Below are 14,385 nucleotides of genomic sequence, written 5' to 3' on the forward strand. Positions count from 1 at the left end.
CCGAGCCGATGGCTCTTTTCGAAAAGTTCCACAGGAATGATATGTTTTGTAGATCCATCGAACGCAAGGTAACGACAAGATTGCGAAAAAATCTAAGAAGTCCAATATCTAAAAGTCTAAAAATCTAATTTAACTATATTGACTAATAAACTGCTGCACAACCGCATCAGTATTCTCGTGGCGTTTTTTCTTTTCCAAAGCGATTGGCGGCGCAGCTCTTTCTAAGCAATCTTTTACATCGCAGGTTTCACAAGTAACACCAACAATTCTTTTCACTAAAGGTTTTCCTTCGATGAATTTGAATTTCTTTTTCATTGTTGGATTGATTAAAATTCCAACAGAAATACTGCGAATATTATCTTTTATAAAAGGATCTTTTGTGGCCGATGAAAAAACTAAATATTCATTTCCGCTATGAACGTAACTTGAAATCTGCGCATCAAAAAAATGAGGTTTATTTTGTTTGATTGCTTCGTCAATTGTTTTTACCGAAACCCATCTTCTGCAATAATGCTCGTTGGTTTCGTTGGCGTGCGGTTCTTGCTGATTGGTAATGTGTAATTCCTTTTTAATCTGATAAAAATCAGAACCAATTTTATGGGACATTCTTAAAAAGAATAAGTTCTTCAGATGAAAATCTTTGGGTAATAAATTGGTTAATCTCTGATAGAATGATTCCGGAGAAACTTCGAAACTTTCTATTAAAGCAACAAATTCTTCCGGATTTGGTTTTTCGTTAGTCAGGAAGTCATTGATTTTGTTCACAACTAATTGCCTTGGTAATAATAAAGCTCCCGCAAAATAAGAAGCATAAAAATTATGCAGAACCTGATCGAAGTTTTCGAACTTAATCCAACTGAAAGTCAGTAAACGATCGGATATATTTAGGTAATTATAAGCAATTTCTTTGGCTAAAATAAAAGCCTTTTGCGGATCATCAATTTCTGTCGACAATAATAATGTTTTACTTTTTGGGACGTAAATAGAGCGTAAATCTTCTAAAGCTTCCTGATCTGTAAAAGCGATTTCTTTTATCTTATAATCGAATTCTTCTTTAAGAATGGCTTCCAGTTCTTCAATCGTAATTTTGGAATCTAAATTTATTTGAAAGGATTTTGAAAACGCGATTACTTTCTCTTCTAAATCTTCAAAATAATTGCTGTGTGCTTCCTGATAAGATCGTAAAGCAGCAAGAAAGAAACTTTCTCTGCTTAAATTATAATGTTGGGCGATTTCGATAATTGTACTAATAAAGGCATTGACTTTTGCCGGAGCATTGGCAATAATATCAATTAAATCAGCTTCCTGAATACCAAAAAGCTCTAGTGGAATCTCTTTTAGAATTCCGGATTTTAAGATTTCTCCAATCGGAGCGAGGTTATTATCAAGTTTTAGAGATACCATTTGGTCGTAAGTCACGTCCAGATGTTCGCATAGAAGTAAAATTTTGTCCGTTTTTGGATATTTTTTTCCCTTTTCAATTTCGTTTAAGTACGATTTTGAAAGATTTGTCAATTTGGCTAAGCCAAAAAGTGAAAGATTTTTTTGGGTGCGAACTTGTTTCAGTTTTAGCCCAAATATCAGCTTTATATAGTCTTTTTCGATATCCATGAATCAAATATAACCATTTAAAAAATAATCGCCAAAAAATTATTTTTAATATTTAGCGAACGTTCGCTTGTTTTGTAGAAAACTTTTTTCTAATATTGTGGTGTAGAAAATATTAACCGTCAGATTGTTATAATAAATATTGTCTTGAAAGGATAACAATAAGAAACCAATTGATGACGAATTAAAATCAGCAGCTATGAAGAACCAATTAGAGATTACCGAGACGGCAATGGAATTTTTAGCCGAAAAGAGCCTTTCTTATCCAAAGATCTGGACCGAAGAAGCGATTGTTTTTATAACCGATTTACATCGAAAATTCGAATCGCAACGAAAAATATTGTTGTTGCAACGCGATCAAAAACAAGTCACTTTTGATCAGGGAGCAATGCCAACTTTTCCAGCCGAAACTAAAGCCATCAGAGAAAGTAATTGGACAGCTGGAGAAATTCCGAAAGATTTGTTGGATAGAAGAGTAGAAATTACCGGACCGGTTGATCGCAAAATGATAATCAATGCATTGAATTCGGGAGCGAAAACGTTTATGGCTGATTTTGAAGATAGTACTTCACCAACCTGGCAAAATTTAATGGACGGTCAACTGAATTTGATCGACGCTGTAAATAAAACAATTTCGTACACAGATTTAGCTAAACACAAATCGTATCAATTAAATGAAAAGATTGCAACGCTAATTGTTCGTCCAAGAGGATTGCATCTGCCGGAAAAACATCTTTTGGTTGATGGAAATGAAGTTTCTGGTTCTTTGGTAGATTTTGGATTGTATGTTTTTCATAATCATAAAAGATTATTGGAAAATAATTCAGGACCGTATTTCTATATTCCAAAATTAGAACATTATCTGGAAGCGCGCTGGTGGAATACTGTAATTGATTTTACTGAAGATTATTTAAAATTAGAACGCGGCACGATCAAAGTGACGGTTTTGATTGAGACCATAACAGCAAGTTTTCAATTGGATGAAATCATTTATGAATTGAAAGAACATATCGTTGGGTTGAATTGTGGGCGTTGGGATTATATTTTTTCTTATATCAAAAAGTTTAGAAAAAATCCAAAATTCATTGTTCCGGATCGCGATCAGGTAAATATGACTTCGCCTTTTATGAATGCGTATTCGAATTTGGTAATTCAAAGATGTCATAAAAGAGGAATTCACGCAATTGGCGGAATGGCGGCTCAAATTCCGATTAAAAATAATGAAGAAGCGAATGCCGTTGCTTTTGCAAAAGTAAAAACAGATAAAGAACGCGAAGTTCGAAACGGTCACGACGGAACTTGGGTAGCGCATCCGGATTTGGTTTCTTTAGCAAAATCGGTTTTTGATGCCGGAATGCCAACTCCAAATCAAATTCACATTAAAAGAGAACATCGCAAAATAACGGAAGACGATTTGATTGAACCACCAATTGGAATTATAACCGAAAACGGTGTTCGCAAAAATATCAATGTTGGAGTCTTGTATTTGGCTTCATGGCTAAACGGACAAGGTGCAGCGGCGTTGCATAATTTGATGGAAGATGCTGCAACGGCTGAAATTTCAAGATCACAATTGTGGCAGTGGCTGCAAAACAAAGTGGTTTTGGATAATGATCGAAAATTAGATTTGGCTTATTATCACGAGTTGGCCTTGGATGAATTCAAAAAAATCAAAGACGAATTAGGAGAAGAGATTTACGAACAACGACAATTTCCTCTTGCTGAAAAAGTCTTAGACAGATTGGTTGTAAATCCCGATTTCGTTGATTTTTTAACCATTCCGTGCTATAAATATCTATAAAGAATTAAAAATTGAGAATTAAAAATATTTTTTTCACGCAGATTTAGCAGATGACGCAGATTTTTAATTGAATAAAATGCTTTACTAACCAACTTAACTATATTATTTATGAAAACAACAGAAGACAGAATTCAGGAATTGATTAACGATTGGATCACGAACCCAAGATGGAAAGGTGTTGAACGCCCTTATACAGCTACAGAAGTAGTTACGCTTCAGGGTTCGTATCAAATTGAGCACTCTATTGCCAAAATGGGAGCGCAAAAATTATGGAAAAAGTTAAAAAGTCAGGATTATGTTGCTGGTTTGGGCGCTTTAACAGGAAATCAGGCGATTCAGGAAGTCGACGCTGGTCTTGAAGCGATTTATTTAAGTGGATGGCAAGTTGCTGCTGATGCAAATTTGGCTGGAGAAATGTATCCTGACCAATCGCTTTATCCGGTAAATAGTGTGCCATTGGTAGTTAAAAAAATAAATAGTGCCTTGTTACGTGCTGATCAAATTCAGGTGGTAAATCAGGTTGAAGATAAAAAAGATTATTTAGTTCCGATTGTGGCTGATGCCGAAGCTGGTTTTGGTGGAAATCTAAATGCATTCGAACTTATGAAATCAATGATTGAAGCAGGAGCTTCTGGAGTTCACTTTGAAGATCAATTGAGTTCTGCTAAAAAATGCGGGCACTTAGGCGGTAAAGTTTTGGTACCTACACAAGAAGCGATTAATAAACTGATTGCAGCGCGTCTGGCTTCAGATGTTATGGGGGTTTCAACGCTAATTGTGGCTCGTACAGATGCCGATGCTGCAAATTTATTAACCAGTGATGCTGATCCAAGAGATCATAAATTTATCACAGGCGAAAAAACAAATGAAGGTTTCTTCTATGTAAATAGCGGAATCGATCAGGGAATTGCGAGAGGTTTAAGCTACGCACCATATGCTGATTTGATTTGGATGGAAACCAGTAATCCGGATTTGGTTTATGCTAAAAAATTCGCTGACGCCATGAAAAAAGAATTCCCGGACAAGATGTTGGCTTACAATTGTTCGCCTTCATTTAATTGGGCTGCAAAACTATCTGTTGCAGAAATGGAAACTTTTAGAGAAGATTTGGCAGCGATGGGTTATAAGTTCCAGTTCATTACTTTGGCAGGATTTCATGCTTTAAATACCAGTATGTTCGAATTGTCTAAAGCTTATAAAGAACGCGGAATGGCAGGATATTCTGAATTGCAGGAAAGAGAATTCGCTTTACAGAAAAACGGATTCAGAGCAGTAAAACATCAGGCTTTTGTGGGAACTTCTTATTTTGATGCGGTTCAAAATACGGTTACAATAGGAAAATCAACCACAACCGCAATGAAGCATTCAACGGAGGTTGAACAATTTTAATTCAATAAAAAAACACGGCTGCTTAGCCGTGTTTTTGTTTTTTGCCACAGATTTCACAGATTAGAATGATTTAAAAAAAAATGTTGCCACGAATTTCATGAATTCACGCGAATTTTAATTAGTGAAAATTTGTGAAATTCGTGGCGAATAAAAAATCCTTTTAATCTGTGAAATCTGTGGCAAAAAACTATTTTTTTAAAAGTCGTGCTTTCATTTTGCTGAAAAATTCCGGTGTAACACCAATGAAAGAGGCGATTTGTTTTTGAGGTACTTTATGAGCTAATGTTCCGTATTTGGTGGTGAATTTCTCAAAACGTTCTTCGGCGGTTAAGCTCAAGTTGTCCATTAATCGTTGTTGATTGGCAACCAATGAATTTTCGATTAAAATCCTGAAGAAACGTTCTAATTTTGGAATATCAAGATACAATTGTTCCTGGTTTTCTTTAGAAAGTGAAACTACTTCGGAATCTTCTAAAACTTCAATAAAAAGTTGTCCCGGTTTTTGCGAAAAAAAGCTGTACATATCGCTCATCCACCAACCTGCACAGGCAAATGAAAGAACGTGCTCAACAATATTATCATTGATATTGAAGCTTCTTAAAATTCCCGAATTCACAAAATAAGAATGTTTGCAAACTTCGCCAGCACTTAGTAAAATGGTTTTGGCTTTGTAAGTATGTGTTTCTAGTTTAGATAAAAAATGCGCTTGCTCCTCAGGAGTTAGCGAAACGTGTTTGGCAATATTTTCAAGAATCAACTCCATTATTTTTCTTTAAGTAAAATGAATGATGTAGCTTTAAAACGACCGTTTTCTACTTTTCCGGTAACAGAAGCTTTACGAATTGCATTGCAAAAACCGTCTTTTGCATGTGCATCACCGTGTTCGTCAATTGTTGTTCCATCAACGAAATAGGTTTTTCCGTCAATGCGTACGGCTAAATCACAGCTTTTGCCTTTCATCCCGAATTGACATTCGCCACAAGCTGTTTCTACAATTTGAGGTTTTTCGGTTGTTTTTTTATCTTGTGCTTGGGTCGCGATTCCAACAAATAGGAATAATAGAAATATTGCTTTTTTCATTTTTAAGAATTTACAGTTATTAATTTAGAAGTTGCTTTGGCGCGTTCTATAATTTCTTCGATTGGAGCTGCCAGTGAATCGTGGCTTAAGACAACACCCATTCGGCGATATGGTCTTGATGTAGGTTTACCAAAAATTCTGAAATCGGTTTTTGGTAAAGCGGCTACTTTTTCGATTCCAGTAAAAGTTGGATTTGTAGAATCTTCTGATGCTAAAATTACGGCACTTGCTCCGGCCTTTTCTAATGTAATTTCGAAAATTGGAAGGCTTAAAATCGCACGTAAATGCAATTCGAATTCGTTGAAGTTTTGCGTTCCTGCCAAAGTTACCATTCCGGTATCGTGTGGGCGAGGAGAAAGTTCAGAGAAATAAACGCCTTCACTGGTTAAGAAAAATTCCACACCAAAAAGTCCTGCGCCACCCAATGCTTCCGTGATTTTTTCCGCCATATCCTGAGCTTCATACAAATCGGCTTCAGAAACTTTTGCAGGCTGCCAGCTTTCCTGATAATCGCCACGTTCTTGTCTGTGACCAATTGGCGCACAAAACAAGGTTGGATTGTTATTCTGCGTAATCGTTAAAAGCGTAATTTCCGAATGAAAATCAACAAAAGCTTCTACAATAACTTCGATAACATCGCCACGAGATCCTGCAACGGCATATTGCCATGCTTTCTCGATATCACTTTCGGTTTTTATAGTTGATTGTCCTTTTCCCGAAGAAGACATTAATGGTTTTACAACACATGGAATTCCAACTTCCTGAACGGCTTTTTGCAGTTTTTCGGCTGAAGTTGCGTATTGATATTTTGCTGTTTTTAGCCCGAGTTCTTTTGCAGCTAAATCACGAATGGCTTTGCGATTCATGGTAAAGTTTGCTGCTTTCGCCGAAGGAACAACGGTGATGCCTTGTTTTTCGTAATCGTAAAAACGTTCCGTACGAATGGCTTCTATTTCAGGGACTATAAAGTCTGGTTTGTGTTTGGATACAATTCGGTCAAGAGCTTCACCGTCGAGCATATTGATTACTTCAAAACCGTGTGCAACTTGCATCGCCGGAGCATTTTCGTAACTGTCAACAGCAATTATGGTTTGTCCGATTCGTTGCGCGGCAATGACAAATTCTTTGCCTAATTCGCCTGAACCGAGGAGTAGTATTTTCATTTTGTCTAATTTAAAGATTGGGTATTTTGGCTCAGTTTCACAATTATAAAACTGCTTATAAAAGTTAAAATCATTAATACAAATGATAAAAATAAAATCATTAATAGTGAAAATAAAATTTGATAAGGAATTTGCACGTTAAGTACTGATGAAATTCCGTTTACGAATAATCCAATAACATATATTGTAAAAAGGGTTGTTATAATTTTTGAGCTTACGCCGAATGAAAATTGAGAGCAAGCTTGAAAATAACTTATTTGATTTAATGAAAAGTTGATTTTTTTGGCTGTGTTCCAAAACAGAAAAACTATAAATAAAGGGAATAAGATTCCCCAGAATATTGGATTCCAAAAGATGCCGAAATCACATATTTGTATACATTGAAAAATAAAATAGCTGTCTGAAAATATTAATAAGGGAAAAAAAAGACATACCAAAATTCCCGCAATAATCGAATATTTTTGGATGTTATTTTTTGTTTCCATTTAAATTTAGTTTGGAGAGTAAAGATAAATAAAATGGAATTTATTCTTACACAGATTTTGCAGATTCGGCAGATTTAATTTAAACGCAAAGTTCACAAAGGATTGCGCGAAGAACGCAAAGCTGTTGTTATTAATATAAAAAAGGTTCGCAAAGATTTCAAAATAAATCTTTGCGAACCTTGCGTATTTCTTTGCGAACTTTGCGGTTAAATCCTAATGAAATTGGTCTTCTTCGATTTCGAATTCGGCATCTTTTTCCCAGATTTCCATTTCACAAGGTTTGCAGTTGAATTTTAGTTTGTATTCAAGTTCGCCTTGTTTTAATACCAATGGTTCTTTTACTTTAACACCCATTATGTCTTTTTGGTGTATTGGGCATTTTTTTAATTCGTATTTGATGCAATATTTAGTTGTCATTACACGAGATTTTCCTGGATCCCATTGCAATTCGAATGCTTTTTCGATTTCTGTAACGCCATGACGTTCGTAGAATTTACGAGCCGTTTTGTTCGAAACATTGTACATGAAATCTAGTTTGGTTTCAGGATACGGATGCGAAGTTTTTACCAATTGGTGTTCTTCACGTTTGTAATTTGCCAAACGAATTTCGGTTAACTGATCGTAAACGGTTCTTCTCATTTCGTTGATTTTAGAAATAGGAAGGAACCAGTTTTGGGTGAACATCACATTAATTTCATTGGCTGTATAAGGCGTAAAACCTGTTTTTGCCAATTGCGTTTTGATGTTTTCCTCGATTGATTCGCCGGTTTTAGTTTGTTCTTTAGAATGTTCTAAAGTAACAGTACTTATATTTCCGTCTTCATCGGTTGCGATTAATTCGAAACCAGTTTCATTTTCTGTAAGTAATAAAGTCGTGCTGATTTTTCGAACGGCACTATCTTCTCTTTCTACAATTTTGATAAAAGCTGCGTCGTTATTTCTGTAAATAAAAGTTCCGTCTTTTACTTCTTTTAAAACGTTTGGATAAATTTTACCGTTTTCGGCTTTGTTTACATAGATTCCGTCTGCTTCGTTATTTTCGTTGATGAAGCAAAGTCCGTCACCATTGTTTAGTAATTCGCCGTTTTCGATTTCATAAGCGTTTCCAACAGTTCGGATTAGTTTACCAATATATTGTCCTTTTGATTTTGGACTTTCCCAAGATCCAATACTATGATTTCTATCGTTTACAAAATAGTCGGTATAACCGCGATTAAAAGTTCTGTTTAAAGAAGAATCGAAAGTATAGGTACAAGTTCCTGATGAAGCTTTGGTGTATTTATCACTTCCTTCGCCTTCTAAGAAACTATCTAATTTTTGACGTAAAAACGATACGTTGTTTTTTACGTAAACAACATCTTTTAATCTTCCTTCGATTTTAAAAGAAACGATTCCGGCTTCAATTAAATTCGGAATCTGATCTGAAATATCTAAATCTTTAATAGAAAGTAAGTGACTGTTTTTGATTAAAGTTTCTCCGTTTCCGTCGATTAAGTTATAAGGTAAACGACAGTTTTGAGCGCAAGAACCGCGATTGGCACTGCGTTCTCCGTTAGCCACACTCATATAGCAGTTTCCACTGAAAGAAACACATAATGCTCCGGTTACGAAAAATTCTAATTCTACATCAGCCTCGTCGTATATTGTCTTAATTTGATGTAAATTCAATTCGCGGGCCAAAACCACACGTTTGATTCCGGCATCTTTCAAGAATTTAATTTTATCGGCATCACGATTATTGGCTTGTGTGCTGGCGTGAAGTACGATAGGAGGAAGCTCCATTTCCATAATCGCCATGTCCTGAATAATCAGGGCATCGACACCAATTTCGTATAATTCCCAGATCATTTGACGACATGTTTCTAGTTCGTTATCGTACAAAATGGTATTCATAACTACAAAAACCTGAGCATTAAATAAATGCGCATATTGTACCAAAGCGGCAACATCTTCGATAGAATTGTTGGCGTTTGAACGCGCTCCAAATTGTGGAGCTCCAATATAAACTGCATCGGCACCACTATTGATGGCTGCCATTCCCCCAATTAAATCTTTAGCAGGAGCTAATATTTCAATCTTCTTCTTCATTTTTAGTACTTTAGGCTTTTGTGGTATTCACGGAAAAAAGTTTGCAAAGTTCTTATAAATATTTCGAGTTTGCTAATGCTGAAGTGACTTTTTTTGAAATAGTTAGGTTATATGGAATGATGATAAATGGGCTTTGATTTATTTGATTGGTTCGTAGATAAGCTGAACAACTCCTGATTTGAAAACATTTGTTTTAAGTAGCTTCAATTCTATTCGGTTTTTTAAATTTTCAAACAATGGTTTGCCGTTTCCTAAAACTGTTGGATGAACTGATATTCTGTATATATCTACAAGATTTAATTGAATAAATGTTTTAATAAGACTTGCCCCGCCATATAACCAAATGTCTTTACCGGACTGTTTTTTAATTTCATTTACTTGTTGCGAAATATCAGAATTTATAAAAATGGCATTATCGTCTTTTTTATTTTGACTTGAAAAAACATATTTCTTTTTTGAATGTACTCCTTCCCAAAGCGCTTTTTCAGCTGAACTTGCATTTTCATCCGGTTGAAAATTACCCCACGCGTCATAACTCACACGACCATAAAAAATAGTATCAATGCCAGATAAAAAACTATCAAAATCCATATCGTCGTCCATAATGCACCAATCGATTTCTCCATTTGGTCCTTCAATAAAACCGTCCAGGGTTACTGCTAAATCTAAAATTACTTTTTTCATTTGATACTTTTGTTTTATAGAATTTGATATAAAAATATATTATTTCAGTTTTTAATAAAACAAAAAACTACTTAGTTTATTAACCAAGTAGTTTTTTCTATTCTTGAAATATTATAAATAGTTCAATATTTTATGTTAAATTATATATTTTGTTTTTAATCTAACGGAAAATTGTATCCTACAGCAAATACCCCAGATGATTGTTTAGCTGCGGGGTGAAAGTAGCCTGATATACCAATTTCAAAATTATTTCTTCGACCAATAGCTAATCCAATACTGAAAGGAATATGTAGTAACACGTCGCTTTTGTTAAAATTAATATTCGGTGTAAATGTTTCGAATTTACCTATCGAAGTACCAATACCTCCTTCAATAAAAGGTGCAACCCAAGGAATTGGCGCACACAAACGAACTTTTGCTCCAAGTAAAAAAGCATTGGTTGTTACTTTGTATTGAGGTTGATTTTGTAAATTCTGATTTTTTTCAACAGATGTAAATATGCCTCCTGCGTATGGACGTACACTAAACCATGATTTTACTCCAATGATATATTCTCCCAATAAATATGGACCGCCTCCCATAACATCGACTTCCTCTTGACTACCGTAATTTTCAATGTAGTAAGAACTGCTTGCGGCAAAACCTATGGTTGCTTTGATAGAATTACCTTCTACCTGGGATTTTGCCTGATTGCTAAAGAATAAAGTAAAGATTAAAATTAAGAACGAATTGCGTAATGCTGGATTCATGAAACATTTTTTGGTTGAGAATTTATATTTTTTTGGTCGGGACGAAAGTAGAGATTTATTTTTAAATTCCTACAAAATAAAAAAAACTGCTTGGTTTAATAACCAAGTAGTTTTCGCTCCCAAAAAATAGTGTGAATTATTATGACAATCTTTTTGCTTTAATTTTATCCAATGTACTTTGAATACTGTTTAATTGTTTCGAAATGATTGCAATTTGACTGCTTTCAAGTTCGTTTTTTTCAAGTGTCATTTTGTATTTTTCTACTGCAGTTTCTTCTCCGGTAATGCAGGCATTAATGATTGCTTTGGTATCTCCACCAGTGAATGATGATTTAATATCGATCCATGTGCGGTGTAAAGCGCCTAAAGGACCTCCGCCAGAAGTGTCGGTTGATTTTCCTAGTTTGTTGATTTGGTCTTGCAATTCGACTATGAATAGTGCACGTTCTCTTGCGTAATCTAAGAATTCGGCTTTAATGGACAAGTCATTTACATGCTCAGCGGCATTTGTATATCCCAGTTTTCCATCTTCCAAAATAGAAATTAATCCTTCTAATATATGAACTGCTTCTGTTGTGGTTTCTTCTGTATGTATCATAATGTTAATATTTAAATTAATGTATAATACAAAGTTGAGAATTTACTGCGTGTAATGTTTTACAGAATTATAATGCTGATTTATAATATTGTAGGATGGTAATTTTGAAAGGATAAGATTGTTTTTGCCACGAATTTCACGAATTTTCACTAATTACTTTATAGTTATTTGCTTGAAGGAAAATGTTCTTGTTACCATTTTGCTTGAGGGATAGCAGCGGATAGCCCACAGCCTGACGAAGGAAGTGTGAGGACTTGTAGCGAATAGCCCGATTCGCCGCGGCGAACACGCCCAAATAACCGCGTAAAAAAACAGCTTAAAGTATAAAGTGATGAAACTTTGAACCTTAAGCCGTTTTAATAAAATTGTTTATATTGTTATGCAGTCAAAGCTTCTTTGATTCTGCGTAACGCTTCTTTTAAGATATCGTTGCTTGTTGCGTAAGAGAAACGAATACAATTTGGATTTCCGAAAGCGTCACCTGTTACAGTTGCTACATTAGCTTCTGCTAAAAGGTACATTGAAAGATCGTTTGCGTCTTTGATTTCGGTTCCTCTTAATGTTTTTCCGAAGTAAGAAGAAACGTCTGGGAATACGTAAAATGCTCCTTCCGGAACATTGATTTTTATTCCTGGGATTTCTTTTAATAATCCAACAACTAAATCTCTACGACCATGAAAAGCTTCAACCATGTGGTTTAATACGCTTGGGTCAGCATCTACAGCAGTAATTGTAGCGCGTTGTGCTACAGAATTTGCTCCTGAAGTTACTTGTCCTTGAATTTTTGTACACGCTTTTGCGATAAATTCCGGGGCTCCAATGTAACCAATTCTGTATCCTGTCATTGCGAATGCTTTTGCAACTCCGTTTACAGTGATTGTTTTTTCTAGCATTCCCGGGATTGAACCGATACTGCAGAAAGTTCCTGAGAAATTAATGTGCTCATAAATTTCGTCAGCAACTACGTATATATTTGGGTGTTTTTCTAGCACTTTTGCAAGAGCTGTTAACTCTTCTCTGCTGTATACAGATCCAGATGGGTTACAAGGAGAACTGAACCACATCATTTTTGTTTTTGGTGTGATTGCTGCTTCTAATTGTGCTGGTGTAATTTTAAAATCAGTATCTACAGACGTTGGAACTTCAACAGGAACTCCACCAGAAAGTTTTACAATTTCGAAATAAGAAACCCAGTAAGGTGCAGGTAAAATAACCTCATCACCATCGTTTAACATTACTTGCGCAATGTTGTATAAAGATTGTTTTGCTCCTGTAGAAACTACGATTTGAGTTGGTTTATATTCTAAATTATTGTCTCTTTTGAATTTTCTGCAAATAGCTTCTCTCAATTCTAAAAAACCTTCAACTGGAGAATAAGTACTGTAATTTTCATCTACTGCTTTTTTTACAGCTTCTTTAATAAAATCAGGTGTATTAAAGTCAGGCTCGCCTAAACTTAAACTGATAATGTCTTTTCCTTGTGCTTTTAGTTCGCGTGCCAAAGCAGCCATTGCTAATGTTTGTGATGTCGCTAAGTTGTTGATTCTGTCTGAAAGAATATGATTCATTATAAATTTTTTGAATGTCCTTAATTTCAACTTTAATTAAGGAAGGTTAATTATTAATAGATTTTATGCTAGTTCGGGTTTCATCCCAAGATCTTTAAGATGCTTGTAATGTGCAATAACAGCTCCTCTCATGGTTCTGAATTCATGATATGGTAAGTTGCATTCGATTGCTGTTTGTTTTACAATTTCGGCAATTTTTCCATAGTGTATATGACTGATATTTGGAAAAATATGGTGTTCAATTTGATGATTTAATCCTCCGGTAAACCAGTTGATTATTTTGTTTTTTGGAGCAAAATTTGCAGTTGTGTACAATTGGTGGATTGCCCAGGTATTTTCCATTTCGCCATCTTCGTTAGGAACCGGATTTGAAGTTTCCTCTACTACGTGTGCTAATTGAAAAACGATACTCAAAATTAATCCCGCAGTATAATGCATTACAAAAAATCCAATAACAACTTTCCACCATGTTACGCCTAAGATCATTGGCAAAGCCATCCAGATTAAAACGTAGATTATTTTAGTGATCACTAAAACGGTCCATAATTTAGTTGGACTTTGCGGTGCTCCGTAGGATAATTTTCTTTTAAGGTAGTTTTTCATCTGTTTGAAATCAGTTGTTAAAGCCCAATTAAAAGTCAAAAGCCCGTATAAGAAGAAAGAATAATAATGTTGAAATTTATGAAATCGGTGCCATTCGGCATTTTGTGTAAAACGGATAATTCTTCCGGCATCAAGATCTTCGTCATGTCCGTGAATATTAGTATAAGTATGGTGAAGTACATTGTGTTGTACTTGCCAGTTGTGTACATTTCCGGCTAGTACATAGATACTTCCGCCCATAATTTTGTTGATCCATGATTTAGAAGAGTACGATCCATGATTTCCATCGTGCATTACGTTCATTCCAATTCCGGCCATTCCAATTCCCATAAGAATATTTAGTAGCAATTGTGCCCAAAATGGCATGTCTAGCGTTAAGATCAAAAAGTATGGCGTTAGAAAAACGGCAAAAAGAATAACAGCTTTTAAGTGCAGCTTCCAGTTTCCGGTTTTCTGAATGTTGTTCTCCTTGAAGTAATTGTTTACTCGTGAGTTAAGTGTTCTGAAGAACTTCAGATTGTCTTGCTTAGCAAATGTAGGCGCAGTGTTATTCATAATTAATTTAAATA

12 protein-coding genes are annotated in these 14,385 nt (G+C 35.1%); 2 read left to right on the plus strand and 10 right to left on the minus strand.

Annotation, left to right across the window (positions count from 1 at the left end; all coding sequences use genetic code 11):
- Positions 1-129 precede the first annotated feature (129 nt).
- The gene (locus tag CHB81_RS23115; RefSeq protein WP_089354197.1) at positions 130-1,611 is read right to left on the minus strand and encodes a helix-turn-helix domain-containing protein; all 1,482 of its coding nucleotides are present in this window, start codon (positions 1,609-1,611) and stop codon (positions 130-132) included.
- A 196-nt stretch (positions 1,612-1,807) separates the two neighbouring features.
- Between CHB81_RS23115 and aceB the strand changes: the two genes are divergently transcribed.
- Positions 1,808-3,409, plus strand: coding sequence for a malate synthase A (gene aceB, locus CHB81_RS23120; RefSeq protein WP_089354198.1), 1,602 nt, complete (start codon positions 1,808-1,810; stop codon positions 3,407-3,409).
- A 108-nt stretch (positions 3,410-3,517) separates the two neighbouring features.
- A complete protein-coding gene (aceA, locus tag CHB81_RS23125) occupies positions 3,518-4,798 on the plus strand; it encodes an isocitrate lyase (protein WP_089354199.1) in 1,281 nt (426 codons plus the stop codon).
- 187 nt (positions 4,799-4,985) lie between these two features.
- On the opposite strand, the gene CHB81_RS23130 is transcribed toward aceA, so the two are convergent.
- The 9 genes from CHB81_RS23130 to CHB81_RS23175 all read right to left on the minus strand — a co-directional run bounded on the left by CHB81_RS23130 (position 4,986) and on the right by CHB81_RS23175 (position 14,371).
- Entirely contained in the window at positions 4,986-5,561 is a 576-nt protein-coding gene (locus CHB81_RS23130; RefSeq protein WP_089354200.1) for a Crp/Fnr family transcriptional regulator, read from the minus strand.
- Positions 5,561-5,878 (minus strand): DUF6370 family protein, encoded by a 318-nt coding sequence (locus CHB81_RS23135; protein ID WP_089354201.1) that lies wholly within the window; start codon positions 5,876-5,878, stop codon positions 5,561-5,563. The genes CHB81_RS23130 and CHB81_RS23135 overlap by 1 nt, the downstream gene beginning before the upstream one ends.
- Before the next feature lie 2 nt (positions 5,879-5,880).
- Entirely contained in the window at positions 5,881-7,041 is a 1,161-nt protein-coding gene (purT, locus tag CHB81_RS23140) for a formate-dependent phosphoribosylglycinamide formyltransferase (protein WP_089354202.1), read from the minus strand.
- A gap of 698 nt (positions 7,042-7,739) precedes the next feature.
- Positions 7,740-9,614: a U32 family peptidase gene (locus tag CHB81_RS23150; RefSeq protein WP_089354204.1), complete on the minus strand. Its 1,875-nt coding sequence runs from the start codon at positions 9,612-9,614 to the stop codon at positions 7,740-7,742.
- Between the two features lie 138 nt (positions 9,615-9,752).
- On the minus strand, positions 9,753-10,298 hold the full coding sequence (locus CHB81_RS23155) for a dihydrofolate reductase family protein (RefSeq protein ID WP_089354205.1): 546 nt from the start codon (positions 10,296-10,298) through the stop codon (positions 9,753-9,755).
- A 155-nt stretch (positions 10,299-10,453) separates the two neighbouring features.
- A complete protein-coding gene (locus CHB81_RS23160; RefSeq protein WP_089354206.1) occupies positions 10,454-11,047 on the minus strand; it encodes a hypothetical protein in 594 nt (197 codons plus the stop codon).
- A 139-nt stretch (positions 11,048-11,186) separates the two neighbouring features.
- Positions 11,187-11,645, minus strand: a complete 459-nt coding sequence (locus CHB81_RS23165; protein ID WP_089354207.1) for a PA2169 family four-helix-bundle protein — start codon at positions 11,643-11,645, stop codon at positions 11,187-11,189.
- Positions 11,646-12,022: 377 nt separating this feature from the next.
- Positions 12,023-13,213, minus strand: a complete 1,191-nt coding sequence (locus tag CHB81_RS23170; protein ID WP_089354208.1) for a pyridoxal phosphate-dependent aminotransferase — start codon at positions 13,211-13,213, stop codon at positions 12,023-12,025.
- Between the two features lie 63 nt (positions 13,214-13,276).
- Positions 13,277-14,371: an acyl-CoA desaturase gene (locus CHB81_RS23175; protein WP_089354209.1), complete on the minus strand. Its 1,095-nt coding sequence runs from the start codon at positions 14,369-14,371 to the stop codon at positions 13,277-13,279.
- Positions 14,372-14,385 lie beyond the last annotated feature (14 nt).

Origin of the sequence: Flavobacterium sp. ov086, from assembly GCF_900187965.1 — a bacterium.
GTDB lineage: Bacteria > Bacteroidota > Bacteroidia > Flavobacteriales > Flavobacteriaceae > Flavobacterium.

Coding starts and splice junctions, on each gene's coding strand:
- CHB81_RS23115 (WP_089354197.1), bottom strand. CDS start 1,611: ATGGATATCGAAAAAGACTATATAAAGCTGATATTTGGGCTAAAACTG.
- aceB (WP_089354198.1), top strand. CDS start 1,808: ATGAAGAACCAATTAGAGATTACCGAGACGGCAATGGAATTTTTAGCC.
- aceA (WP_089354199.1), top strand. CDS start 3,518: ATGAAAACAACAGAAGACAGAATTCAGGAATTGATTAACGATTGGATC.
- CHB81_RS23130 (WP_089354200.1), bottom strand. CDS start 5,561: ATGGAGTTGATTCTTGAAAATATTGCCAAACACGTTTCGCTAACTCCT.
- CHB81_RS23135 (WP_089354201.1), bottom strand. CDS start 5,878: ATGAAAAAAGCAATATTTCTATTATTCCTATTTGTTGGAATCGCGACC.
- purT (WP_089354202.1), bottom strand. CDS start 7,041: ATGAAAATACTACTCCTCGGTTCAGGCGAATTAGGCAAAGAATTTGTC.
- CHB81_RS23150 (WP_089354204.1), bottom strand. CDS start 9,614: ATGAAGAAGAAGATTGAAATATTAGCTCCTGCTAAAGATTTAATTGGG.
- CHB81_RS23155 (WP_089354205.1), bottom strand. CDS start 10,298: ATGAAAAAAGTAATTTTAGATTTAGCAGTAACCCTGGACGGTTTTATT.
- CHB81_RS23160 (WP_089354206.1), bottom strand. CDS start 11,047: ATGAATCCAGCATTACGCAATTCGTTCTTAATTTTAATCTTTACTTTA.
- CHB81_RS23165 (WP_089354207.1), bottom strand. CDS start 11,645: ATGATACATACAGAAGAAACCACAACAGAAGCAGTTCATATATTAGAA.
- CHB81_RS23170 (WP_089354208.1), bottom strand. CDS start 13,213: ATGAATCATATTCTTTCAGACAGAATCAACAACTTAGCGACATCACAA.
- CHB81_RS23175 (WP_089354209.1), bottom strand. CDS start 14,371: ATGAATAACACTGCGCCTACATTTGCTAAGCAAGACAATCTGAAGTTC.